The organism is Wenyingzhuangia gracilariae, assembly GCF_056387575.1.
On sequence record NZ_CM150748.1, the window covers coordinates 2,009,112 to 2,032,248 of the forward strand.

At 32.8% G+C, this 23,137-nt stretch carries 21 protein-coding genes; 13 read left to right on the plus strand and 8 right to left on the minus strand.

Annotated elements, in window-relative coordinates:
- Positions 1-5: 5 nt before the first annotated feature.
- From porM to topA, 5 genes are all read right to left on the minus strand, one after another.
- Positions 6-1,568, minus strand: a complete 1,563-nt coding sequence (porM, locus tag ACY2IJ_RS08810; protein ID WP_476723992.1) for a type IX secretion system motor protein PorM/GldM — start codon at positions 1,566-1,568, stop codon at positions 6-8.
- 41 nt (positions 1,569-1,609) lie between these two features.
- Positions 1,610-2,272: a type IX secretion system motor protein PorL/GldL gene (gene porL / locus ACY2IJ_RS08815; RefSeq protein ID WP_476723993.1), complete on the minus strand. Its 663-nt coding sequence runs from the start codon at positions 2,270-2,272 to the stop codon at positions 1,610-1,612.
- A gap of 35 nt (positions 2,273-2,307) precedes the next feature.
- Positions 2,308-3,696 carry a T9SS ring complex lipoprotein PorK/GldK gene (gene porK / locus ACY2IJ_RS08820; protein WP_476723994.1) on the minus strand — a complete coding sequence of 463 codons (1,389 nt, stop codon included), beginning with the start codon at positions 3,694-3,696 and terminating at the stop codon, positions 2,308-2,310.
- Between the two features lie 97 nt (positions 3,697-3,793).
- Positions 3,794-4,948: a formimidoylglutamase gene (locus ACY2IJ_RS08825; RefSeq protein ID WP_476723995.1), complete on the minus strand. Its 1,155-nt coding sequence runs from the start codon at positions 4,946-4,948 to the stop codon at positions 3,794-3,796.
- 8 nt (positions 4,949-4,956) lie between these two features.
- Positions 4,957-7,470, minus strand: a complete 2,514-nt coding sequence (gene topA, locus ACY2IJ_RS08830; RefSeq protein ID WP_476723996.1) for a type I DNA topoisomerase — start codon at positions 7,468-7,470, stop codon at positions 4,957-4,959.
- Positions 7,471-7,642: 172 nt separating this feature from the next.
- On the opposite strand from topA, the gene miaB reads away from it, so the two are divergent.
- The 7 genes from miaB to groL all read left to right on the plus strand — a co-directional run bounded on the left by miaB (position 7,643) and on the right by groL (position 14,040).
- Positions 7,643-9,097 carry a tRNA (N6-isopentenyl adenosine(37)-C2)-methylthiotransferase MiaB gene (miaB, locus tag ACY2IJ_RS08835; RefSeq protein WP_476723997.1) on the plus strand — a complete coding sequence of 485 codons (1,455 nt, stop codon included), beginning with the start codon at positions 7,643-7,645 and terminating at the stop codon, positions 9,095-9,097.
- A gap of 28 nt (positions 9,098-9,125) precedes the next feature.
- Complete coding sequence (locus ACY2IJ_RS08840) at positions 9,126-10,358, plus strand: sigma-54 interaction domain-containing protein (protein WP_476723998.1); 1,233 nt, start codon at positions 9,126-9,128, stop codon at positions 10,356-10,358.
- 31 nt (positions 10,359-10,389) lie between these two features.
- On the plus strand, positions 10,390-10,899 hold the full coding sequence (locus ACY2IJ_RS08845; RefSeq protein ID WP_476723999.1) for an LptE family protein: 510 nt from the start codon (positions 10,390-10,392) through the stop codon (positions 10,897-10,899).
- A 4-nt stretch (positions 10,900-10,903) separates the two neighbouring features.
- The gene (locus tag ACY2IJ_RS08850; protein ID WP_476724000.1) at positions 10,904-11,602 is read left to right on the plus strand and encodes a hypothetical protein; all 699 of its coding nucleotides are present in this window, start codon (positions 10,904-10,906) and stop codon (positions 11,600-11,602) included.
- Positions 11,603-11,605: 3 nt separating this feature from the next.
- Positions 11,606-11,974 (plus strand): preprotein translocase subunit SecG, encoded by a 369-nt coding sequence (gene secG, locus ACY2IJ_RS08855; RefSeq protein WP_476724001.1) that lies wholly within the window; start codon positions 11,606-11,608, stop codon positions 11,972-11,974.
- A gap of 138 nt (positions 11,975-12,112) precedes the next feature.
- Positions 12,113-12,388: a co-chaperone GroES gene (locus ACY2IJ_RS08860; protein ID WP_167182336.1), complete on the plus strand. Its 276-nt coding sequence runs from the start codon at positions 12,113-12,115 to the stop codon at positions 12,386-12,388.
- Positions 12,389-12,405: 17 nt separating this feature from the next.
- Positions 12,406-14,040, plus strand: a complete 1,635-nt coding sequence (gene groL / locus ACY2IJ_RS08865) for a chaperonin GroEL (protein ID WP_476724002.1) — start codon at positions 12,406-12,408, stop codon at positions 14,038-14,040.
- Positions 14,041-14,121: 81 nt separating this feature from the next.
- Here groL and ACY2IJ_RS08870 read toward each other — a convergent pair whose 3' ends face one another.
- A complete protein-coding gene (locus ACY2IJ_RS08870; protein ID WP_476724003.1) occupies positions 14,122-15,552 on the minus strand; it encodes a DUF4270 family protein in 1,431 nt (476 codons plus the stop codon).
- A gap of 10 nt (positions 15,553-15,562) precedes the next feature.
- The gene (locus tag ACY2IJ_RS08875; RefSeq protein WP_476724004.1) at positions 15,563-16,372 is read right to left on the minus strand and encodes a glycogen/starch synthase; all 810 of its coding nucleotides are present in this window, start codon (positions 16,370-16,372) and stop codon (positions 15,563-15,565) included.
- A 103-nt stretch (positions 16,373-16,475) separates the two neighbouring features.
- Here ACY2IJ_RS08875 and panC point away from each other — a divergent pair, with 103 nt between their 5' ends.
- The 6 genes from panC (at position 16,476) to ACY2IJ_RS08905 (ending at position 21,804) form a co-directional block, all read left to right on the plus strand.
- Positions 16,476-17,333, plus strand: a complete 858-nt coding sequence (panC, locus tag ACY2IJ_RS08880) for a pantoate--beta-alanine ligase (RefSeq protein ID WP_476724005.1) — start codon at positions 16,476-16,478, stop codon at positions 17,331-17,333.
- Positions 17,334-17,373: 40 nt separating this feature from the next.
- The gene (gene panD / locus ACY2IJ_RS08885) at positions 17,374-17,724 is read left to right on the plus strand and encodes an aspartate 1-decarboxylase (protein ID WP_476724006.1); all 351 of its coding nucleotides are present in this window, start codon (positions 17,374-17,376) and stop codon (positions 17,722-17,724) included.
- Between the two features lie 2 nt (positions 17,725-17,726).
- The gene (locus ACY2IJ_RS08890; protein WP_476724007.1) at positions 17,727-18,695 is read left to right on the plus strand and encodes a lysylphosphatidylglycerol synthase transmembrane domain-containing protein; all 969 of its coding nucleotides are present in this window, start codon (positions 17,727-17,729) and stop codon (positions 18,693-18,695) included.
- A 68-nt stretch (positions 18,696-18,763) separates the two neighbouring features.
- Positions 18,764-20,119 (plus strand): DNA repair protein RadA, encoded by a 1,356-nt coding sequence (gene radA / locus ACY2IJ_RS08895; protein ID WP_476724008.1) that lies wholly within the window; start codon positions 18,764-18,766, stop codon positions 20,117-20,119.
- A gap of 38 nt (positions 20,120-20,157) precedes the next feature.
- Complete coding sequence (locus ACY2IJ_RS08900; RefSeq protein ID WP_476724009.1) at positions 20,158-21,147, plus strand: Kelch repeat-containing protein; 990 nt, start codon at positions 20,158-20,160, stop codon at positions 21,145-21,147.
- Between the two features lie 96 nt (positions 21,148-21,243).
- Positions 21,244-21,804 (plus strand): OmpA family protein, encoded by a 561-nt coding sequence (locus tag ACY2IJ_RS08905; RefSeq protein ID WP_476724010.1) that lies wholly within the window; start codon positions 21,244-21,246, stop codon positions 21,802-21,804.
- A gap of 190 nt (positions 21,805-21,994) precedes the next feature.
- On the opposite strand, the gene ACY2IJ_RS08910 is transcribed toward ACY2IJ_RS08905, so the two are convergent.
- Positions 21,995-23,041 carry a helix-turn-helix domain-containing protein gene (locus ACY2IJ_RS08910; RefSeq protein ID WP_476724011.1) on the minus strand — a complete coding sequence of 349 codons (1,047 nt, stop codon included), beginning with the start codon at positions 23,039-23,041 and terminating at the stop codon, positions 21,995-21,997.
- Between the last annotated feature and the right edge of the window lie 96 nt (positions 23,042-23,137).

The following is a 23,137-nucleotide window of genomic DNA, read 5'->3' on the forward strand; positions in this document are numbered from 1 at the left end:
AGTTCTTAATTAGAAATTTCTACACTAATAGGCAACACCTCTTTAAGCTTGTATGATGAGTTTCCAACAATACTTGCTCTTATTCCAAAGATAGTAACTATATCTCCTCTTTTAGCAGAAGCAATAGCTTTTTGTGCTTGAGAATTCATTCTATTTCCATTAACAATTACTGTTGTCTTCCCTGGAACTTTTACTTTAAAACTTAATACTTTTAAGTTTAAGTCAAAAACAAAATCTGGCAATGCTGCTGCTATAGACGATTTTGCTAAGCTTGTTTTTGGCATGGTTATAGAACCAAACTCTCCTCTAATACTTGCCATAGCCTGAGGAACGTCTTTAATTCTAAACGTTACAGGTGGAGATTTAATTGTTTCTCCGGCATCGGTTGTTCCTGTTACATTTATATTTACGGTAGTACCTGTACCTGGTTTTAATACATAGCTAGATCCGCTTTTTTTAACCAAACCTGTGGCTCTAGCATTTACCTTTGTAGGGCTTATTCCTGGCATAGAAATAGTTATTGGATTTTCCAAACCTCTATAAACCACATTCATTTTATCTGCAGATACAATAGCTTGGTTAGAACCTGCTACTACCGAATAATTACCATTTACGGGAACTACTACTGGTTTTCCATTTTCAACAAATGTAAAACTACCTACAATAGGTCTATCTCCTACAGCTCCTGCTTTAAATTTGTACACTATTTTTCCATCTTCAAAATTCTTAGGATTCTTTAAATCAATAGTGCTTCCGTTTATCTTAACTTCATTAGGTACTTTCGTATTGTCTTTACTTGCTAAAAACACTGTTGCCTCAACATTATCTCCAGGGCTAAAAGTATTTTTATTCAACTTTACAAAAGCTTCTAAATTTGTTGCCGATGTAGCCTTTTTTAAACGTCCCGAAATAAATCCGCTTAGCGTTTCATTTTCTATGCTTAATACTACATTTTCCATACTAGATAAAACAGCCAAAGAACCGATAGATGGCAAACCATAAAAATTATAATTTAACCATGGAATTCTAACTCCGTCAACTTTTGTTCCTTCTGTATTAAAGCTTGCCTCTATTTGTTTTTTTATAGCAGGATTATCTCCTACTAATTCCAACATTTGTGTTCTGTATGTATCTACAGTTGCTACAAATTTCTTACCTACTTTAGAAGTTCCACTTCCGCTAAACAAATAACTATCTAATACTTCGCTTTTATCCATTTCTGATGCAGGTAATTTTCCTGTATCTTCATCTAATTCTACCGATTGAATTATTTTTGTTTTTAGAAGGTTTAATTCTTCTACCAAGTTTTCAGATAACTCTCTAACTTTTTCTCCTGTTTGATATAAAGTTCCGTATTGAGCAGGCTTTTCTTGACTTAATGTTTTTAATTCTGATAGAATTTCTTTATTCTTTTGAACACTTGATTCTATTGTTTTCTCTGAACTATCAAACAACTTAGAAAAGGCCTCCATTACCTCAGATGACACATTTAATGCTAACATTGCCATTAGCACTAAATACATCAAATTGATCATTTTCTGCCTTGGGCTTAATTTTGCTGCTGCCATAAAATTTAGTTTTTAAATGATTACTAGTTTATATGCAGAAACTATTTATTTCCCATTGCGCTTAACATACCTCCATAAACATTGTTAAGTGATGCTATGTTTTTAGATAATGTTTCCATTTGTTTTGTTAATTCTTCTGACTTTTCTGACACAGAGCTCACTAATTTAGATTGGTTATTTAACACTTCCATTTGAGCAGACTGTACTTTAGTCATACTTTCTTCTTGACTTGCATACATAGAGTTTATTTTCTCTAAGTGATTGGCTGCCAAGTTAATTTCTTTATTATACTTACTTGTATCTGCAACAGAACCAGAGCTTTCTCCTATTTGTTTTGCTGCATCAGAAAGATTATTCATACTTGTGGTTAACTTATTAATCACATTTGCATCTAAGTTAGATGCTGCAAGCATTTCATCAATCTTTTTAGTTAATACACCTTCTGGTGTTTCTTTTTGTTTTCTTGTACCTCCTTGTCCACCAGCTAATTCAGGATACACTAAAGACCAATCCAATTCTTCTTGAGGTAATGGTTCAAATGCAGATAATAAGAATATGAAAGCTTCAGTTCCTAGACCAACAATTAACATTAGGTTTGCATATGGCAGGTGAATAATTTTAAATAAAGCACCAATAATTACAACAGCTCCTCCAATACCATAAGCCATTGCCATAAACTTTTTAAATCCTTTTGAATGTAACATAGTTAAGTATAATTAATTTAATCTGTAATTCTTTTTTAATAGTTTAATCCTCCCCATCTAGCTTCTCCTAAATAGTCTTGCACAGTTCTAAATCCAATGTAAGATTTTGCAGAATCTGCATATTCGTAGTCTTGAGTACTTACCTCTAAAAAATAAGCTATGTCTTTCCAAGAACCTCCTCTAATAATTTTTCTTTTGTTTGTTGGATCATCAACATCTACATTTAATGAAGATGTTACATAAGATGCTGATGTATTATACGCTGTTGAAGTCCACTCTGAAACGTTTCCAGCCATATTGTACAAACCGTAATCGTTAGCTTGGAACGACATTGCCTCTACAGTATATGTAAATCCATCTGCTGCTAAATTATTTCTCTTAGGTTTAAAATTGGCTAAGTAATAACCATATCTATCTGTTACGTATGGTCCTCCCCAAGGATATTTTCCATTTTCAATTCCTCCTCTAGCTGCAAATTCCCATTCAGCTTCTGTAGGCAATCTAAAATCTGGAGTTTGTACTCCAGATCCTATGGCTTTTAAATAATCGTTTTTCTTTTTAGTTCTCCAATTACAAAATGCTTTTGCTTGGTTCCAATTAACTCCCACAACCGGATACTCTTCATAAGCTGTATGCCAAAAATAATTTCTAACCATAACATCGTTATGAGCATATGCAAAATCTTTTGCCCATACAGTAGTATCAGGATAGACATTGATGTCTACCTCTTTGTATTTATTTTTTTTAGAAACATTCATCACATTACTCTTTTGGCTAGAGTAATACGAGTATTTTAACAAAGAAACATCAAAAACTCTTACATTACCATTGTCTTCTGCTGGTAAATATAATTGATCCATTACCTCTGCATATTCTTCATCAGGATATTCTTGTGCTTTCCAAAACAAAGGAACTTTCCAATTTAAAGGCAAACGTCCATTTGTTGTTTGTTTGATAGAACCATAAGTTTTGATCATGTATTTTTGATAAGGTGTATATTTATCCTCATCTTCAATATTGTCTAATTTTGGTTCAATGTATTTATAATCTTCAATCGTAAAGTTTCTTTCTTTTTTGTCTGGATCGCTTACTATAGATTCTGCGTAATTAGCTAATTCTGTTCTTACAATAGAATCTCTAACCCAATACACAAATTCTTTGTATTCACTATTGGTAATTTCTGTATCATCCATAAAGAATTCTTTTACAGACACAGATCTTGGAGGAATTTCAAAACCTCCCCATCTATTTTCTTCGGTTTTACCCATTGTAAAAGATCCTCCTGGCACTAAAACCATTCCATATGGTTTTTCTGCAAACCAAGCGATTTCTGATTTTGAACCTACAAGTTCTCCACGATCTCCAAAACCTCCACAACCAACCAAGGTGGTTATTATTATGGAAAAGAACAGTATTTTCTTCATATTGTATTGTTATCTCTTTGTATATAGAATTTGGTAAACTTAGAAAAAAAATCTAAACCTACAATGAAACTCTACACCATATTATATTCCTCTTAAACTAAGTTAATTTCTTATACACATTAAACCATCTTTCAGGTACATTTTGCTCTATCGTTTTCAGATAATCGTCGTAAGAACAAGGCACTAAAACGTGTCTTTTGTACCTACTCATCGTAGGAACATCTACTTGCATCCACCAACGCTGACTCTTGTCACTTTGATAAAAACTAATGACTTCTCCTTCATAGGGAACCATATATTTTAAGTAATTTTCCTTTGATCCGTATGGATAATCATTTGTTCTAAGAGAAAAACCTTCTATAAAATACCAAATGACTTGAGAAATTAACTTACTGGTTTGATGATTTACATCAAAAATCTGATTGTATTCATAAATTCCAAACGAGGTTACTTTATCACTTATTCCTGCATATCTTGCAAGTGCACAAATTGCATCTCCTTTTAATCCATTTGGATTTGCGTTTCCATTGGCTGGAGCCACGCTAGACTCTACAACTCCTATGTCTATGGCAACAATATCTGCATCTCTCATTACAGGTTCTGCTACAGATATGTCTTTTAAGCTTCCAACTCTATAGGCTTCAAAACTTAAACTTTCTATAAGCGATATTTCTTCTTGAGAATTGTAATAAGTTTGATATCCTAGATTTGCATAATTAAACAAATTACAAGGTTCTTCTAGTATAATTTTACTTAAATAAGAGCTAGAATTTAAGGTGTCTTCTAAATTTCCAAAATTAAATTTTGGACTGGCAACAGCTAAATTTACCGTTTGATCTAATTGATTATATCCTCTATAATTCGCATAAATTAAATCTTGTCCTCCTCCTAAAATTACCGGAATAATGTTTTTTTTTACCAAAAAAGCAACTGTTTCTTGAACAGCATAATAAGTGTCTGAAACTTGATTTCCTGCATTGATACTTCCTAAATCTGCTATGGAAACATTCCAGTTTCCCATACATAATTTATAGAGTTCTTTTCTTATATGGTTTGCTCCAATTGCTGTTTCTTGATTATTAACAGCCATTCTACCTTCTTTTACATCAAAAAAAGCCAAACTAACATGGTCTAACTCTGGAAATCCTTTTTCTGCAGTATGCTTAATAATTTGATGACCAAACAGTTCTCTTTTGTCTTGTTGCTCATCAAAAACATTATCTGCTATTGGTGTAAAAAACTCTTGAATCATGACTTAGTTTATTTCTTTTTAGCAGCTCTTTTTGCAGGTGTTTTTTTAGCGGGTGCTTTTTTTGCTCTAGTTTTTTTCTTTGGAGCATTTTTTTCAATAATGTCTTTTACTTCTTCTAACGTTAAAGCGGCAGCATCTATTGTTTTAGCCAACTCAATTTTTGTTTTTCCTTTGATAATATTATGCCTTCCCCAACGAGCTTTTTCTACTCTAATTCCCTCATCTTCCCAGTTATGAACAACTTTATCAATCTCTTTTTGTTTCTTAACTTCAATTAGCTCTACAATGTCCTCATTTGTTAAGTTGTCAAAGTCATATTTTTTGTTTACGTTAATAAACATACCATTCCATTTAATGTAGGGACCAAAACGACCTACTCCTTTCTGCACAGGTAAGTTCTCATATTCTGCAATTGGAGCATCTGCTTTTATTTTTGCTTCAATCAACTCTACGGCTCTATCAAAATCTACAGACATAGGATCTTCTCCTTTGTCTAAAGAAACATACATGGTTCCATATTTAATATAAGGTCCAAATCGTCCGTTAGAGACTATAGCTTCTTCTCCTTTGTAATCTCCTAAATTTTTAGGCAATAAAAACAAATCTAAAACCTCTTCTAGAGTAACGGTTCCTAAGTTTTGTTCTTTTAATAAACTAGCAAATTCTTTTTCTTCATCATCTGGATCACCTATTTGAGCCAACGGTCCAAATTTACCCAAACGAACCAACACCGTTTTTCCAGATTCTGGATGCTTTCCTAAAATACGTTCTCCACTTTCTCTATCAGCATTTTCGGCAACATCTTTTACATTGGTATGAAATCCTTGGTAAAATTCTTTAATCATACCAATCCACTCTTCATTTCCTTCTGCTATTTCATCAAATTGAGCTTCTACTTTTGCTGTAAACCCGTAATCTAATATTTTCTCAAAATGTGCTACCAAAAAGTCGTTTACAATGTTCCCAATATCTGTTGGCACTAATTTTCCTTTATCAGATCCTACTTTTTCTGTCAACGTTTTTGAGACAACTTTATTGTTTTTCAACACAAATTGTTCGTATTCTCTTTCGGTTCCTTCTACGGTTCCTTTTTCTACATAACCTCTACGCAAAACGGTAGAAATGGTAGGAGCATATGTAGACGGACGACCAATTCCCAACTCCTCTAATTGCTTTACCAAAGAGGCTTCTGTAAAACGATAAGGTGCTTTGGTAAAACGTTGGGTTGCTGTTATGTATTCATGTTCCAAAACATCGCCAATGGTTAAACGTGGCAACATTCCATCTTGTTCTTCATCTTCATTATCGTTTCCTTCTAAATACACTTTTAAGAAACCTTCAAATTTGATCATTTCACCATTTGCTGTAAAAACTTTATCATTCTGATTGTTTTCTATTTTTACATTGGTGCGTTCTAACTGTGCATCGCTCATTTGGGAAGCCAAGGTTCTCTTCCAAATTAAATCATACAACCTGTTTTGATCGTATTCTTGATTGATTTCATGACGAGTCATATCAGTCGGACGAATGGCCTCGTGTGCCTCTTGCGCTCCTTTTGATTTTGTATTGTAATTTCTTGGTTTGCTATATTCTGAACCATAGGATGCTGTAATCTCTGCTGCTGCTGCTTTTTTTGCTTCTACAGATAAGTTTACACTATCGGTTCTCATATATGTAATAATTCCGGCCTCATATAAACGCTGAGCAACTGTCATGGTTTTAGACACTGAAAACCCTAATTTTCTAGCAGCTTCTTGTTGTAAAGTTGATGTGGTAAAAGGTGCTGCTGGAGATTTTTTTGCAGGTTTGGTTGTTAAATCTGCAATTTTAAATTCAGCCCCAACACACTCTTTTAGAAAAGCTTCTGCTTGTTGTCTCGTGTCAAAAGCCTTAGGAATAGTTGCTTTAAAACTTTTTCCTTCATCGTTATAAAACTCGGCTACTACCTTGTAACTAGCTTCACTTTTAAAGTCTAAAATACTACGTTCTCTCTCTACAATTAAACGCACTGCAACCGATTGAACTCTACCTGCAGACAAACCTGCTTTTACTTTTCTCCATAAAACTGGAGACAATTCATATCCTACAATTCTATCTAACACTCTACGTGCTTGCTGAGCATCTACTAGATTGTAATTTATTTTTCTTGGATTTTCTACAGCCTTTAAAATAGCAGACTTTGTAATTTCATGAAAAACAATACGTTTTGTATTATCTTCTTTTAACTTTAACTGTTCTTTTAAATGCCAAGCAATCGCTTCTCCTTCACGGTCCTCATCACTTGCTAACCAAACTGTATCTGCTTTTTTAGCTAATGATTTTAATTTTCTAACTACCGATTTTTTATCATCTGACACTAAATAGGTAGGTGAAAAATCTCCTTCTACATCAATTCCTAAACCGTTCGAAGGCAAATCTGCTATGTGTCCAAAACTAGATTCTACTTGAAAATCCTTCCCTAAAAACTTCTCTATTGTCTTTGCCTTTGCTGGTGACTCAACGATTACAAGATTACTTGCCATATGCTATTTTCTTCCTTATTTAGTTCTATAACTTGCCACAAAAGTAGGGAGAAAAATTAAAACCCACGTTCATAATCTTTGTTTTACCACTTTATTCCTCATATATATTCTGACATCTTGTCACAAATCGCAATATTTATTGTAAATTTGCAACCTTAGAAATCTACACAAAATGAGCAGAATTACAACAGAAGAAAAAATTATTGATGCCAATAAACAAGGTCATCCTCTTTCTACTGAGCAAAAAGACGGTAACACCAAAAAACTGTACATAGAAAGTTATGGTTGCCAAATGAATATGAATGACAGTGAGATTGTTGCCTCTATTTTATCTGAAACAGGATACAACACAACATTAAAGCTAGAAGAAGCGGATTTGGTAATGGTAAATACCTGTTCTATTCGTGAAAAAGCAGAACAAACGATAAGAAAACGTTTGGAAAAATACAATGCCATTAAAAAAATTAATCCCAACATGAAAGTTGGTGTATTAGGATGTATGGCAGAACGCTTAAAATCTAAATTTTTAGAAGAGGAGAAAATTGTAGACTTGGTTGTAGGTCCAGATGCTTATAGAGATTTACCTAATTTGTTAGAAGAAGTAAACGAAGGTAGAAATGCTGTAAATGTAATATTATCAAAAGAAGAAACCTATGCAGATGTTTCTCCGGTTCGTTTAAACTCTAACGGTGTTTCTGCATTTGTAACCATTACACGTGGTTGCGATAATATGTGTACATTTTGCGTAGTACCTTTTACTCGTGGAAGAGAACGCTCTAGAGACCCACAAAGCATTATTTCTGAAATAAAAGATTTACAAGCAAAAGGATACAAAGAAGTTACTTTATTAGGTCAGAATGTAGATAGCTACCTTTGGTATGGTGGTGGACTTAAAAAAGATTTTGACAAAGCAAGTGAAATTGCCAAAGCAACTGCCGTAGGTTTTGCAGAATTGCTAAAAATGGTTGCAAGCACATTTCCAAACATGTGGGTACGATTTTTTACCAACAATCCGCAAGACATGGATATTCAAGTGCTACATACCATGGTAAAATACTCTAATATTTGTAGATACCTACACTTGCCTGTTCAATCTGGTAGTACTTCTGTATTGCAAAGAATGAATCGTCAACACACTCGTGAAGAGTACATGGAATTGATTGATAACATTAAGACTTTATTGCCAGACTGTGCCATTTCTCAAGACATGATTGTTGGTTTTTGTGGTGAAACCGAAGAAGAACACAAAGACACTTTATCTTTAATGGAATATGTAAACTACGATTATGGATTTATGTTTGCCTATTCTGAGAGACCAGGAACCTTGGCCGAGAAAAAATTTCCAGACGATGTACCAGCTGCCGATAAAAAAAGACGTTTACAAGAAGTAATAGACTTACAAAGAAAGTTAAGTGCCAATAACACCAATGCTTATGTAGGCAAAACTATAGAAGTTTTAATAGAAGGAAACTCAAAAAAATCCGATCAGCATTGGATGGCAAGAAACTCTCAAAACTACGCAGTAGTCTTTCCAAAAGGAAATGAAAAGGTTGGAGATTTTGTGAAAGTTAAAGTTACAGATTGTACTTCTGCAACCTTATTAGGAGAATATGTAAGCCACTCTTAAATATATTAGCCTTATCAAAAAAACAACTATGGAATCTGTTCAAGTAATAAAACAACGTTTTGGAATTATAGGTAACGATCCTCAATTAAATAGATCTATTGAAAAAGCAACACGTGTTGCTCCTACAGATATTTCTGTTTTGGTTGTTGGTGAAAGCGGAGTAGGAAAAGAAAGTATTCCTAAAATTATACACTCCCTATCGCACCGAAAACATAACAATTACATTGCTGTAAACTGTGGAGCCATTCCCGAAGGAACCATTGATAGTGAGTTGTTTGGGCACGAAAAAGGAGCTTTTACAGGAGCTACCAACACACGTAAAGGTTACTTTGAAGTTGCCGATGGTGGAACTATTTTTTTAGACGAAGTTGGAGAACTACCACTTACCACGCAAGTAAGATTGCTACGTGTGTTAGAAAATGGTGAGTTTATAAAAGTAGGGTCTTCAGAAGTTCAAAAAACCAATGTAAGAATTGTAGCTGCTACCAATGTAAAAATGATTGAGGCCATTAAAAAGGGAACTTTTAGGGAAGATTTGTATTACAGATTGAGTACCATTGAAATTGAACTACCACCTTTACGCAACAGAAACGAAGACATTCACTTACTATTCAGAAAATTTGCTTCAGATTTTGCTCAAAAATATAAAATGCCAACAGTTCGTTTAAGTGATGAAGCAGTTCTTTTACTTTCCAGATATCATTTTCCTGGAAACATTAGACAACTTAGAAACATTGCAGAACAAATTTCTATTATTGAAGAAAGCAGAAACATAAGCCCAGCAACCTTAAAACATTACTTGCCAGATTTAAGTAAATCTTCTTTACCGATGATTTTAGAAGAACAAAAATCATTTAGCGGCGAAGAAAAAACCAATTTGCTAAAAATGATTTACGAATTGCGCTCTGAGTTAAATGAGTTAAAACAAATTACACTTAACTTAATGCAAAATGGTAAAGAACTAGAAAAGGAATCTTTCTTAGAAAACGCAATTCCAAAAGCATTGGCTCCATCTATAAACAAAAGTTCTAATTTACTAGCTTATCAAAAAGAGGATCTTGACTCAAACCCGGAAGACGACGAGGAATATCCGTATATTGAAACTATTGAAGAAGATGAAAATTTATCTTTACAAGACAAAGAAATAGAAATGATAAAAAAATCGTTAGAACGCAACAACAACAAACGCAAACTAGCAGCCAAAGAATTGGGTATTTCAGAACGAACTTTGTACCGAAAAATAAAACAATACAATTTATAAACTATATTTGTCTCTTAAGCCTTTACATATTATGTTTAAAAAAATCTTTTTAAAAATTACATCTTTAATTGTATTAACAACTGTTATTAGTTGTGGGATATATAGCTTTACAGGTGGAGACACAGGAAATGCTAAAACCATACAGATAGATTTTTTTAACAACAATGCAGATTTGATTGAACCTAGTTTAAGTCAAGAATTTACTATAAACCTTCAAGATTTTTTTATTACACAAACCAATTTAAATTTGGTAAAAAACGGAGGTGATTTACATTTTGAAGGAGAAATAACAAGATACACCATAACTCCAATGTCTGCCAATGCAGACCAAGGAGCTTCACAAAACAGATTAACGATAGAATTTAACGTCCGTTTCTATAACAGAACAGACGAGTCTAAAAACTTTGAAAAAAGATTTAGTCATTTTTATGATTATGATGCCAATGATATTTTACAAGGAACTCTTTTAGAAACGGCTTTTGATGAAATTTTTGAAAGAATCAATCAAAACATTTTTAACGCATCTGTAGCCAATTGGTAAAATTATGCACGAATTTTTTAATCAAGCAATCAAAAACAACCAAACAGAAACTCTAAGTATTCAACAACTAGAGACTATTGCCGATGAATTTTCATATTTTCAATTTGCTAAAACGCTTCTTTTAAAAAAATACCATCAACAAAAACACTATAAATACAACAATACTCTAAAAGTTGTTGCTGCGCATACAGTTAATAGAGAAGTTTTGTTTGACTACATTACACATATAAATAACAACAATGCAGAAACTGTTGTAGAAGAAAAAGTTGTGGAAAACAATTCTACAACCAATTCTAACAACAAAGATTTTCAAAAATCTCCCTTTAATTTTACTGCTTCAGAAAAACACAGTTTTCATCAGTGGTTACAGCTTTCTAGCAGCACTCCTATTGTTAGAGAACCTCAAAAAGAACCAGAGAACAATACCAGTTCAAAACTAAAAATCATCAATCAGTTTATAGAAAACAACCCCAAAATAAACCCGATTAAAAAAACAGCTCAAACTCCTTCAACCCTATTGTCTACAAACAATTCAGACATTTCTAACGAATTAATGACAGAGACTTTAGCAAAGGTATATTTGGCTCAAAAAAAATATGACAATGCCATACAAGCATATAAAATTTTAAGTTTGAAATATCCAGAAAAAAGTGGTTTATTTGCAGACCAAATACAAAGAATAAAAAATTTACAAAATACATAAATCATGACATACAATATATTGTTAATCTTAATCATGGTAGTAGCAGTACTACTTATCTTAATTGTTTTAGTTCAAAATCCTAAAGGAGGAGGATTATCATCATCTTTAACAGGGGGTTCTGGTAGCACAATAGGAGGAGTACAAAGCACAAATAACTTTTTAGACAAAGCTACTTGGACATTGGCAATTTCTTTACTGGTTTTAATTTTAGGATCTAGCTTGGTAATTCCAAGAGGGGAAGCTAGCAAATCAGAATTACAAGAAACCATTCAACAAAGAGATGTAGTTGCTCCAGCTCAAGAAGAAGATGCAGCAGATATAGAAGATATTATTAATGACAATACTGCAAAAGAAGAAAATTCTGCAGAATAATAATACAAACATTATACACATAAAAATGTCATCATGTCACCACATGATGACATTTTTGTTTTAGAAACTATTTGTTTGTCAATTGGCATACTTTTCGTTACCCCAATAACATCTAATAACAATTTTAATTAAATAATTATGAGCATAAACATTAAACCATTAGCTGATAGAGTTTTGGTAGAGCCAGCTCCAGCGGAAACAACAACTGCTTCTGGATTAATTATACCAGATTCAGCAAAAGAAAAACCATTACAAGGTAAAGTGATTGCTGTTGGTAACGGAACTAAAGACAATCCTATTACCGTAAAAGAAGGTGATACCGTTTTGTATGGTAAATATGCTGGTACGGAATTATCTTTTGAAGGAAACGATTATTTAATCATGAGAGAGAGCGATATTTTCGCAATTATCTAATTAAAAAACATTAAAAAATGGCAAAAGAAATCACATTTGATATTGAAGCACGTGACGGATTAAAACGTGGAGTTGATGCATTAGCAAATGCAGTAAAAGTAACTTTAGGTCCTAAAGGACGAAATGTAGTAATTGGAAAAGCTTTTGGAGGACCACACATTACCAAAGATGGTGTATCTGTAGCAAAAGAAATTGAATTATCAGACCCATTAGAAAACATGGGAGCTCAAATGGTAAAAGAAGTAGCTTCTAAAACCAACGATTTGGCTGGAGACGGAACTACAACAGCTACTGTATTAGCCCAGTCAATTGTGCAAGAAGGTTTAAAAAACGTTGCTGCTGGAGCCAATCCATTGGACTTAAAGAAAGGAATAGACAAAGCAGTAACATCTATCGTAGCAGGATTGGCAAAACAATCTGAAGTTGTGGGGTCTGACTCTGATAAAATTCAACAAGTAGCCGCTATTTCTGCTAATAACGACAACTCTATTGGAGATTTAATTGCTGAAGCTTTTGGAAAAGTAGGAAAAGAAGGTGTTATAACTGTAGAAGAAGCAAAAGGAACTGAAACATATGTAGACATTGTTGAAGGAATGCAATTTGATAGAGGATACTTATCTCCTTACTTTGTAACTAACTCTGAAAAAATGTTAGCTGAGTTAGAAAACCCATATATTTTATTATATGACAAGAAAATTTCTAATTTAAAAGAGTTACTACCAATTTTAGAACCTATTTCTCAAAGCGGAAAACCTTTATTAATTATTGCTGAAGATGTTGATGGTGAAGCTTTGGCTACTTTAGTAATGAACAAATTACGTGGTGCCTTAAAAATTGCTGCTGTTAAAGCTCCTGGTTTTGGAGACAGACGTAAAGCCATGTTAGAAGATATTGCTATTTTAACTGGAGCAACAGTTGTATCTGAAGAAACAGGATTGACTTTAGAAAACACTACTTTAGAATCTTTAGGTACTGCAGAAACAGTAACTATAGACAAAGACAATACTACAATTGTAAACGGTTCTGGTGCTACAGAGGCAATTAACGCTAGAGTAAACCAAATTAAAGCTCAAATTGAAACAACTACTTCTGATTACGACAAAGAAAAACTACAAGAACGTTTAGCTAAATTAGCAGGTGGTGTAGCTGTACTATATGTTGGTGCTGCTTCTGAAGTTGAAATGAAAGAAAAGAAAGACCGTGTAGACGATGCTTTACATGCTACTAGAGCTGCAGTAGAAGAAGGTATTGTTGCTGGTGGTGGTGTTGCTTTGGTTAGAGCTAAAGCTGCATTGGCAAACTTAGCTACAGAAAATGCTGATGAAAAAACTGGAATTGCTATAGTAAACAGAGCTATTGAAGAGCCTTTAAGACAAATTGTAAACAATGCAGGAGGTGAAGGATCTGTAGTAGTTGCTAAAGTAATAGAAGGAAAATCTGATTACGGATACAATGCCAAAACAGACGAATACGTAGAAATGTTTAAAGCAGGTATTATTGACCCTACAAAGGTTACCAGAGTTGCTTTAGAAAACGCTGCTTCTGTTGCTGGTATGATTTTAACAACTGCATGTACATTAACAGAAATTCCTGAACAACCACAAGCTGGTGGAGGTCATGACCATGGACATGGAATGCCAGGAATGATGTAATTTTAACAACATTAGAATAAAACAAAAAGCCCAACCATAAAAATGGTTGAGCTTTTTACATTGATAAAATTTTATATACTTTTAATTATTTATTTTAGAATAAATAATTTCTAATTGCGGAGCTTTAGTTGTACTTGCTAAATCATTTAAAAACACCAATCCTTTTGCTGTAGTAGATCTTAAGTCTACAAATGTGCTTTCAGATCTATTTTCTTTAATTCTTAATTCCGAAATTTTACCATCAGCTAAGGCATCTTTAATTACCTTGGTAATAAAGAATTTTACATAGGGATCTTTTTGATTTTCACCATCTTCAAATCTAACACTACCATCTACAAAACTGCTTCTTCCTAAATAAAAATAATCATCTATAGCTACAGCCTTTCCCTCATCATCTACTCCATGTATTAACAACGATGTGATGGTATTGCTATAATCTCCATCTGTATTTTCTTTAATATAAATTTTTAAACTTGCTTGGTTTAACAACCAATTTTCATCTATAGCTTTTGTACTATATGCTGCTATGGCATCTGACAAATCAACTTTTGCATGATAACCACTTGCCCCTTGCACATATACTTCGTTTGTTAAATTTGCACTGTTATGATCATGTTCATACAAATTATGTAAAGCACCATTTAAGCTAAAAGACAATTCTTTCTCTTCGTCTTCTTCACCACTCACTTGATTTTTATAAGTTATCTTTAACTTAGCTCCTGCTAAACTTACAGGAACCACCAACCCTTGTCCCGAAGTTTTTGTAGCTTTAAACTTTAACCCTTTAAAAAACGCTCTCATTTCATCGTCAGAGGTAATAGGGTTTGAGTCTAATTTTTCCAAAAACTCAGTTTTAAAATCGTATAAATCCAATGGTATTCTTAACGTATCAGCTTCTGTATATGTTTCAGAAAAACTATACCCTGTAAGTATCCCTAAATCTATTAGCCCTCCTAAATCTTCTTTTGTTCTTGCATCGTTGGTTCCATTAGAGTAATAAGTTCTTGTAGAACCATCTGCATTAAATCTTTCTAAATAAGTTGTAAAAGTAGATACTTCAAAATTGAACACTGTTGCTATGTCTCCTAAAGCATTTGTCAACTCTAGTTCTTCTGTAGAATCTTCTTTAAAAGAAAAAGAAAGCGGAATTTCTAAAACAGCACTTACATCGGTTGTTGTTACGTTTTCTGGTGTTTCACTAGTGGTTCTTTTAACAGGATAAACATCTGTTATTATTTGACCTACAAAACCAGCATTTAAAGTTCCAAAGTCGCTATTTGTATATTCACCTATTAGGTAAGTAGATAACAGGTTTGAAGGAACAGAATCTATTGCGACTGTTTCAATAACCGGAAAAATACCATCTTCTTGATTTAATGTATCTTTTTTAAACGTGTCATTATTAATAAAACCGTCTGCCGAAGTTATCACATCATTACTGCAACTCACAAAAAAAAACATAGTACCTAAAGCTGCTATGTTTTTTAAAGACTTTATGTTAAAAAGTGTCATATTTTTTTAATTAATTTAAAACTTTTTCTGAATAAAATTCTAGATAAGCTTCTGCAAATGTATCTTCTGTTTGATAGTCTAAAAATGGTTTTTCCAAATCATCTAAATAATCTTCCAAATCATCGTTCACAAATCTGCTGGCTTTTACAACAGCATCAGAATTATCTATGGCACTTTTTAAAATATTAGCAAAAGTTGGTTCTTTTAAAACTTCTATTTTGTCTTCAGAAATTTCATCATATCTAACTTTATCTGCCAAGTTATTTGCCAAAGTTCCTTCAAACTCATTATCGTAAACAGACGTTACAATTTTTGTATTTGCAAACAGAGCATCATCTTTATAATATTCTTTTAAGTACAAAGGCAATAAACATGCCATCCACCCATGTACATGAATTATATCTGGAGCCCAGTTTAATTTTTTTACAGTTTCTACAACTCCTTTTGCAAAAAAGATTGCTCTTTCGTCATTGTCTGCAAACATTTCATCGTTTTCATCTGTAAAAGTTGCCTTTCTTTTAAAGTATTCTTCGTTATCTATAAAGTAAACTTGCATTCTTTCTTTAGGAATAGATGCTACTTTAATAATCAAAGGCATATCCATATCATTAATTATTAAATTCATTCCAGAAAGTCTAATCACTTCATGCAACTGGTGTCTTCTTTCGTTTATCACTCCGAATCTCGGCATAAAAATTCTTGTTTGTACTCCTTTGTGATGTGCTTTTTTTGCGGCCTCGAAAGACATTTCTGACATTTCAGTTGGAGGTGTGTAGGGTGTTACCTCACTAGAAACGTATAAAACTCTCTTATTTTTCATAAATCATTCAATTATTGAATATAATTTTGCAAAAGTACGAAAAAATACCCAATATATAAGGATTTATAGTAAGTTTGCAGTTGCTTAAATGTAATTCTACGGAATGAAAGTATTCACTATTAGAGATTTAACTCAATCGTATCTTCAAGACCAAAAAAACAAAGGTCTATCTATTGGTTTAGTTCCCACTATGGGTGCACTGCACCAAGGCCATTTAGCTCTTGTAAAAAAGGCACAAGAAAATAATGATCTTGTTGTTGTTAGTATTTTTGTAAACCCTACGCAATTTAACAACCCAGCCGATTTAGAAAAATATCCTAGAACGCTGGAAAATGACTTAGAAAAACTAAAAGAAATTAATTGCGACATTGTTTTTACTCCTACTACTTCTGAAATGTACAGCAACAATGAAGAAGCAGAAATTTTTGATTTTGAAGGGTTAGACAAAGAAATGGAAGGAAAGTTTAGAGACAATCATTTTAACGGAGTGGGTACCATTGTTAAAAAATTGTTTGATGTTGTAAAACCAAATAATGCTTATTTTGGTGAAAAAGATTTTCAGCAACTACAAATTATTAAAAAGCTAGTAACCATTACCCAACAACCGGTAAACATTGTGGGCTGTCCAATTTATAGAGAAGCTGATGGATTGGCCATGAGTTCTAGAAACACACGCTTAACTTTAGAACACAGGGCAAGCGCTCCGTTTATATATAGAACGCTAAAAGAAGCTCAAGAAAAAAGCAAACACGCAACTCCTACAGACGTTCAAAAATATGTGAGTGATAAATTTAACAATCATCACAATTTAGTTTTAGAATACTTTTCTATTGCTAATGAAAACAATCTAAAACCCTCAAATTCTTTTAACTCTCCGCATAAACAAAGAGGGTTTATAGCTGTTTTTGCAGGTGATATTAGATTAATTGACAACATTCCTTTTTATGAATTATCTAACTAGATATAGTTTAAATTCAGATATAAATAATTAATTTTGCACCATGCAAATTGAAGTCGTAAAATCTAAAATACACAGAGTAAAGGTTACTGGAGCCGATTTAAACTATATTGGTAGTATTACTATTGATAAAGCATTAATGGAGGCTGCCAATATGATTGAAGGTGAAAAAGTTTCTATTGTTAACATTAACAATGGAGAACGTTTAGACACCTACATTATTCCTGGTGAAAAAAATAGTGGAGAAATTACACTAAACGGACCAGCCGCTAGACGAGTTGCTCCTGGAGATATTATTATTATTATTTCTTACGGATTGATGGATTTTGAAGAAGCTAAAAACTTTAGCCCAGCCATTATTTTTCCAAACGAAGAAACAAATACACTCAATTAATATTGAAAGTCAATCTCAAAAAAACATTAAAAACTACATTACCACTACTTTTAGGTGCTTTTTTAATTTGGCTATCTCTTTCTAAATTTACACAAGAGGAGTTAAACGAAATAAAAACCTCTTTTTACAATGCCAATTATTGGTGGGTTGGTCTATCTATATTTCTAGGTTTTTTAAGTCATGTTTGTAGGGCACACCGTTGGAGGTATATGCTAAAACCTTTAGGTTATCAACCTAAATTTTACAACAATGCCATGGCTGTTTTTGTAGCCTATCTGGTAAATTTAGGAATTCCTAGAGCTGGAGAATTTAGTAGAGCAGCAACCATTAATCAATACGAAGACGTTCCTTTTGACAAAGCTTTTGGAACCATTGTAGCCGAAAGATTAGCAGATATGGTGGTTTATTTACTTTTAATTATCCTTGCTTTTTTTGCACAATACGAGCTCATCAAGGAATTAATCATCAATAAAATTCCACCCAACCCTATCTTACTTGCTACTATTGGCCTAGTATTGTTAGGTATTATTTACTTTTTATTTACCGCTATCAAAAAATCTAAAAGACCTCTTTTTATAAAAATAAGAGAGTTTGCCATAGGTTTAATAGAAGGGATTAAAACTCTTTTTACCATGGAAAAAAAGTGGGCTTATATATTCTACACATTTTTAATATGGTTTTTATACGTACTAATGTTATACGTGGTTATTTATGCTTTTCCACAAACTAGCCATTTAGGATTAGATGCCATTTTAATCTGTTTTATTATGGGAACCTTTAGTTTTGCGACCACTAATGGCGGAATTGGAGCATATCCTTACGTTATACAACAAGCCTTGTTAATTTATGCCGTTCCGGAAACTATTGGAGCTAGTTTTGGATGGATTGCATGGACATCTCAAACCATACTAGTTATAGTTTTAGGTGGTTTGTCTTTTTTATTCTTGCCTATTTTAAATAAGAGCAGATAAAACGCACACATGTGTTGTTATTTTACCAACAACAACCTAATTTTATAATACTTTGTAACAACTGAGTTATGGCCAAAACAAAAACAGCATACTTTTGTCAGAATTGTGGAACCCAACATTCTAAATGGATGGGACAATGTGGTACTTGTAAAGAATGGAACACCATTGTAGAAGAAGTAATTGCCAAAGAAGAAAAAGCAGACTGGAAATTAGAAAACACTCCCAAAAAAGCCAACTTACCATTAAAGGTAAAAGATATTCAGGTTCAAAATGAAGTACGCTACAATGCGGTTAGTAATGAACTAAACAACGTGTTGGGTGGCGGAATTGTACCAGGTTCTATCATCTTATTGGGTGGAGAGCCTGGTATTGGTAAATCTACCTTAATGTTACAAGTAGCCTTAAGCATGAAATACAAAGTGTTATATGTTTCTGGAGAAGAAAGTCAAACTCAAATAAAACTAAGAGCAGAACGTGTACAAAATCTAAACGAAGATTGTTTGATTTTAACCGAAACCAATACTCAAAAAATATTTAAAGCCATACAAATAGAACAACCAGAAATTTTGGTGATAGATTCTATACAAACCCTACATACAGATTATGTAGAAAGTTCTGCTGGTTCTATTTCCCAAATAAAAGAAACCACTACCGAGCTAATTAAATTTGCCAAAGAAACCAACACTCCCGTTTTGGTAATTGGTCATATTAATAAAGAAGGGAGCATTGCTGGTCCTAAAATTTTAGAACACATGGTAGATGTAGTTTTGCAATTTGAAGGAGACAGAAACCATACGTACCGAATTTTAAGAGCCTTAAAAAATCGTTTTGGATCTACCCAAGAATTAGGAATTTTTGAAATGCGTAGCGGAGGATTGCGAGAGGTAAAAAACCCATCAGAAATATTAATTTCTAAAAAAGATGGAGATTTAAGCGGGACAGCTATTGCAGCTACTTTAGAGGGAATGCGACCTTTAATGATAGAAGTACAAGCACTAGTTAGCACAGCTGTTTACGGAACCCCCCAACGTTCTGCCACAGGGTACAATTTAAAACGATTGAACATGATTTTAGCAGTTCTAGAAAAAAGAGCTGGTTTTAGATTGGGTGCAAAAGATGTGTTTTTAAACATTACGGGTGGAATTTCTGTTGATGATCCTGCCATTGATTTGGCGGTAGTTGTAGCCGTACTATCTAGCAATGAAGACGAACCCATTCCGCAAAACTATGCCTTTGCTGCCGAAGTAGGTTTGGCTGGAGAAATTAGACCTATTAACCGAGTAGAACAAAGAATTATAGAAGCAGAAAAACTTGGCTTTGAAAAAGTTTTTATTTCTAAATTCTGTAAAGTTTCTCAAAAAGAAAGCAATATAGAAGTTGTTAAAATATCTACTATTGAAGATTTGGTTGGTTTGTTATTTTAAAAAAATAATTTTTATTTTTCTTAAAACTTACTTTTCTTATGAAACTCATAAAAACACTAGCATTCACCTTTGTTTTGTTTTTAAACAATCTACAACTTAATGCGCAACATTTAGAAAATTGTTCTTGGCACACTATAGAAACCACAAACCAACCCGTACAAAGACACGAAGCTGCGTTTATAGAAGCCAATGGAAAACTTCACTTGTGTGGAGGAAGAGGAATAAGACCTGTTTCTATTTTTAACCCTAAAAACAATACTTGGACCAAAGGAGCAAAACCACCAATAGAACTACACCATTTTGAGGGAATAGCTTATAAAAATAAAATTCTGGTTGCAGGTGCTTTTACAGGACCATATCCAAATGAAACCCCTGTAGACTATGTATATTTTTATCATCCTAAAAAAGATAAGTGGACAAAAGAATTTAAAATCCCTAAAAACCGAAGACGTGGAGCAGCCATGGCCAAAATTTATCAAAACAAATTGTACTTAATTTGCGGAATACAAGATGGTCACTGGGACGGTCATGTAAATTGGTTTGATGTGTATGATTTCAAAACCAAAAAGTGGGAACAACTACCCAATGCTCCCAGAGCTAGAGATCACGCAGCCTCTGTTATTGTAAATAACAAATTGTATTTATTAGGTGGACGTAGAAGCTCCGGAAAAATAAAAAAAGTGTTTCACTTAACCGTTCCCGAAGTAGATGTTTTTGATTTTAAAACACAACAATGGAGTACTTTACCACAACACGTACCTACCCAAAGAGCAGGTTGTATGGCATTGGCTATTGGCGATAAAATCCTTTTTGCTGGAGGCGAAAGTATTGGTCAAAAATTAGCTCATAATGAAGTAGAATGTTACGATACCGAAACTGAAACTTGGTCTACATTAAAGCCCTTAAACCGTGGAAGACATGGCTCTCAACTGGTTTTGTACAAAGGAAAAGTATATACGGCTTCTGGTAGTGGAAACCGTGGTGGTAGTCCTGAATTAAAATCTATTGAAGTTTTTAAAATTGAATAACTGTTAAAAATCAATCCTCAAATTGTTTTAAATCAATAGGTTAAAAATACACTTACGCTACTTTTATGTTATTATTAACCATATAATTTAATCAACATGAGAAATTTATTTACACTTTTAGCCATTTCAATATCATCTTTAACCTATGCACAAGACTGTTGTAATGTTATTGACAGTGGAAGCACCAATATAGTTACATCTAACGGAAACTGCGTAGTTACTCAAACAGCAGATGGAGATTGTGGTAAGGAAACTTTATTAATAGCTGCTTTGGTAGAACCAGAATTAAAACCTTATGAGGTAAACATTTTAAACAAAGCACTTAGAGGTGTAAAGTTTAAAACCGATAGCGATGTTTTGTTACCAAAATCGTATCCAAAATTACATGATGTTTCTACCTTATTAAAAAATCATGAGGATTTTATGTTAATAATTAATGGTTACACCGATAATACTGGGTCTTCTGAATACAATCACAAATTATCACATGAAAGAGCTAATGCTGCTAAAGAGCATTTGGTAAAAATTGATGGAATTGATGCTGATAGAATTACCACAAAAGGGTATGGTGAAGAAAATCCTATTGCCACAAACGACACAGAAAAAGGAAAAGCAAAAAATAGAAGAGTTGAATTTAAGGTATATCTTAAGAAATAATACTTCTATTCTAGAACAACATTATAAATAAGGTCAAGTTTTAAAACTTGACCTTATTTATTTTCATACACTTAAAAATATTGTATCCTAAATTTAATGCTGTAGTTTTTACTATTGAGGAATATATTGGTTCAGTTTGTAGGGAGATAAAACTAAAAACAGACCTGTAAGGATACTCATTACCAATCAATTACATTTCTATAACAAACAGAAAAAAATCATTTAACAATCCAATACCTACTATTTGCTGTAATCCTTTTTTTAACTGACTTGGCAAATACCCCAACATTTTTTTAAAAGCAACCGTAAAGTGCTGTGGGTTTTTATATCCCACTTCATAAGAAGCTTGTGCTATGGTATAATTTTCGTCCGTTATCAATCGAGTAGCTTTTTCTACACGCAACTGTGTAATATATTTAAAAACGGTAGTCCCAAAATGCTCTTTAAAACTTTTTTTAAATTTAGAGGTATTCATACCAGCAATTAAAGACAAATCTGTAATGGTTAATTCTTTTTTTAAACTACTTTGAATATAGTTTTCAACTTCTTTTAAATTATCTTTTTCTGTTAAACTTACACTTGCTACTACCTTTTTCTCTAAATTATTAATTAAAGACACCAACAACAACTCTGTTAACTTTGCTTGTAAAAAAGAGTGTTTTACGGTTCCTTCATAACCACAATCTAAAAATTCTTTTACTAATTGCTTTATCTTAAAATTCATAGGCAATCCTTCTCCTAAAAAAGAATAGATTCTATTCTCTTTTTTTGCCTTTTGTAGTCCTGAATGTTTACCCGTATAACAATATCCCATTTTAGTTTGTAAATAAGATTCAGGAATATGAATTTTAAGCCCTTCTCTTCTTTCTGACGTATAGCTATAACTTCTTGTACAAGGAGGAATGTAATGCAAATAATACATATCCTTATCTAATACAATAGCATTTTCTGTACTATCTACCTGTTTACATTTTACACCACCTTCCATTTCAAAATGCAATAAAAAAACAGCTGAATCTTGTGTTATTTCTAAACTTGCATTTTTTACATCTTTATTGTTGTAATTCTGATGAAGCACATATGCATTGTTTATTAAAATTTCTTTTACTTTTCCGCTAAAAACATCATCATAACAAACCATTTCATCTTCTTGTAAATTAGAACACTCAAAATTTTTATTAAAATTCTTAACAATCTCTCCGTCTTTACATACAGAAGTTTTAAACCGAATCTCCATTTGTTCCTTTTGCGTTATAATAATTCCCTATTGCGTTATCTAGACTAGTTAAAGATAAGATACTTTTGCAAAAGTAAATTATTTTTATCAAATCTA

Coding starts and splice junctions, on each gene's coding strand:
- porM (WP_476723992.1), bottom strand. CDS start 1,568: ATGGCAGCAGCAAAATTAAGCCCAAGGCAGAAAATGATCAATTTGATG.
- porL (WP_476723993.1), bottom strand. CDS start 2,272: ATGTTACATTCAAAAGGATTTAAAAAGTTTATGGCAATGGCTTATGGT.
- porK (WP_476723994.1), bottom strand. CDS start 3,696: ATGAAGAAAATACTGTTCTTTTCCATAATAATAACCACCTTGGTTGGT.
- ACY2IJ_RS08825 (WP_476723995.1), bottom strand. CDS start 4,948: ATGATTCAAGAGTTTTTTACACCAATAGCAGATAATGTTTTTGATGAG.
- topA (WP_476723996.1), bottom strand. CDS start 7,470: ATGGCAAGTAATCTTGTAATCGTTGAGTCACCAGCAAAGGCAAAGACA.
- miaB (WP_476723997.1), top strand. CDS start 7,643: ATGAGCAGAATTACAACAGAAGAAAAAATTATTGATGCCAATAAACAA.
- ACY2IJ_RS08840 (WP_476723998.1), top strand. CDS start 9,126: ATGGAATCTGTTCAAGTAATAAAACAACGTTTTGGAATTATAGGTAAC.
- ACY2IJ_RS08845 (WP_476723999.1), top strand. CDS start 10,390: ATGTTTAAAAAAATCTTTTTAAAAATTACATCTTTAATTGTATTAACA.
- ACY2IJ_RS08850 (WP_476724000.1), top strand. CDS start 10,904: ATGCACGAATTTTTTAATCAAGCAATCAAAAACAACCAAACAGAAACT.
- secG (WP_476724001.1), top strand. CDS start 11,606: ATGACATACAATATATTGTTAATCTTAATCATGGTAGTAGCAGTACTA.
- ACY2IJ_RS08860 (WP_167182336.1), top strand. CDS start 12,113: ATGAGCATAAACATTAAACCATTAGCTGATAGAGTTTTGGTAGAGCCA.
- groL (WP_476724002.1), top strand. CDS start 12,406: ATGGCAAAAGAAATCACATTTGATATTGAAGCACGTGACGGATTAAAA.
- ACY2IJ_RS08870 (WP_476724003.1), bottom strand. CDS start 15,552: ATGACACTTTTTAACATAAAGTCTTTAAAAAACATAGCAGCTTTAGGT.
- ACY2IJ_RS08875 (WP_476724004.1), bottom strand. CDS start 16,372: ATGAAAAATAAGAGAGTTTTATACGTTTCTAGTGAGGTAACACCCTAC.
- panC (WP_476724005.1), top strand. CDS start 16,476: ATGAAAGTATTCACTATTAGAGATTTAACTCAATCGTATCTTCAAGAC.
- panD (WP_476724006.1), top strand. CDS start 17,374: ATGCAAATTGAAGTCGTAAAATCTAAAATACACAGAGTAAAGGTTACT.
- radA (WP_476724008.1), top strand. CDS start 18,764: ATGGCCAAAACAAAAACAGCATACTTTTGTCAGAATTGTGGAACCCAA.
- ACY2IJ_RS08900 (WP_476724009.1), top strand. CDS start 20,158: ATGAAACTCATAAAAACACTAGCATTCACCTTTGTTTTGTTTTTAAAC.
- ACY2IJ_RS08905 (WP_476724010.1), top strand. CDS start 21,244: ATGAGAAATTTATTTACACTTTTAGCCATTTCAATATCATCTTTAACC.
- ACY2IJ_RS08910 (WP_476724011.1), bottom strand. CDS start 23,041: ATGGAGATTCGGTTTAAAACTTCTGTATGTAAAGACGGAGAGATTGTT.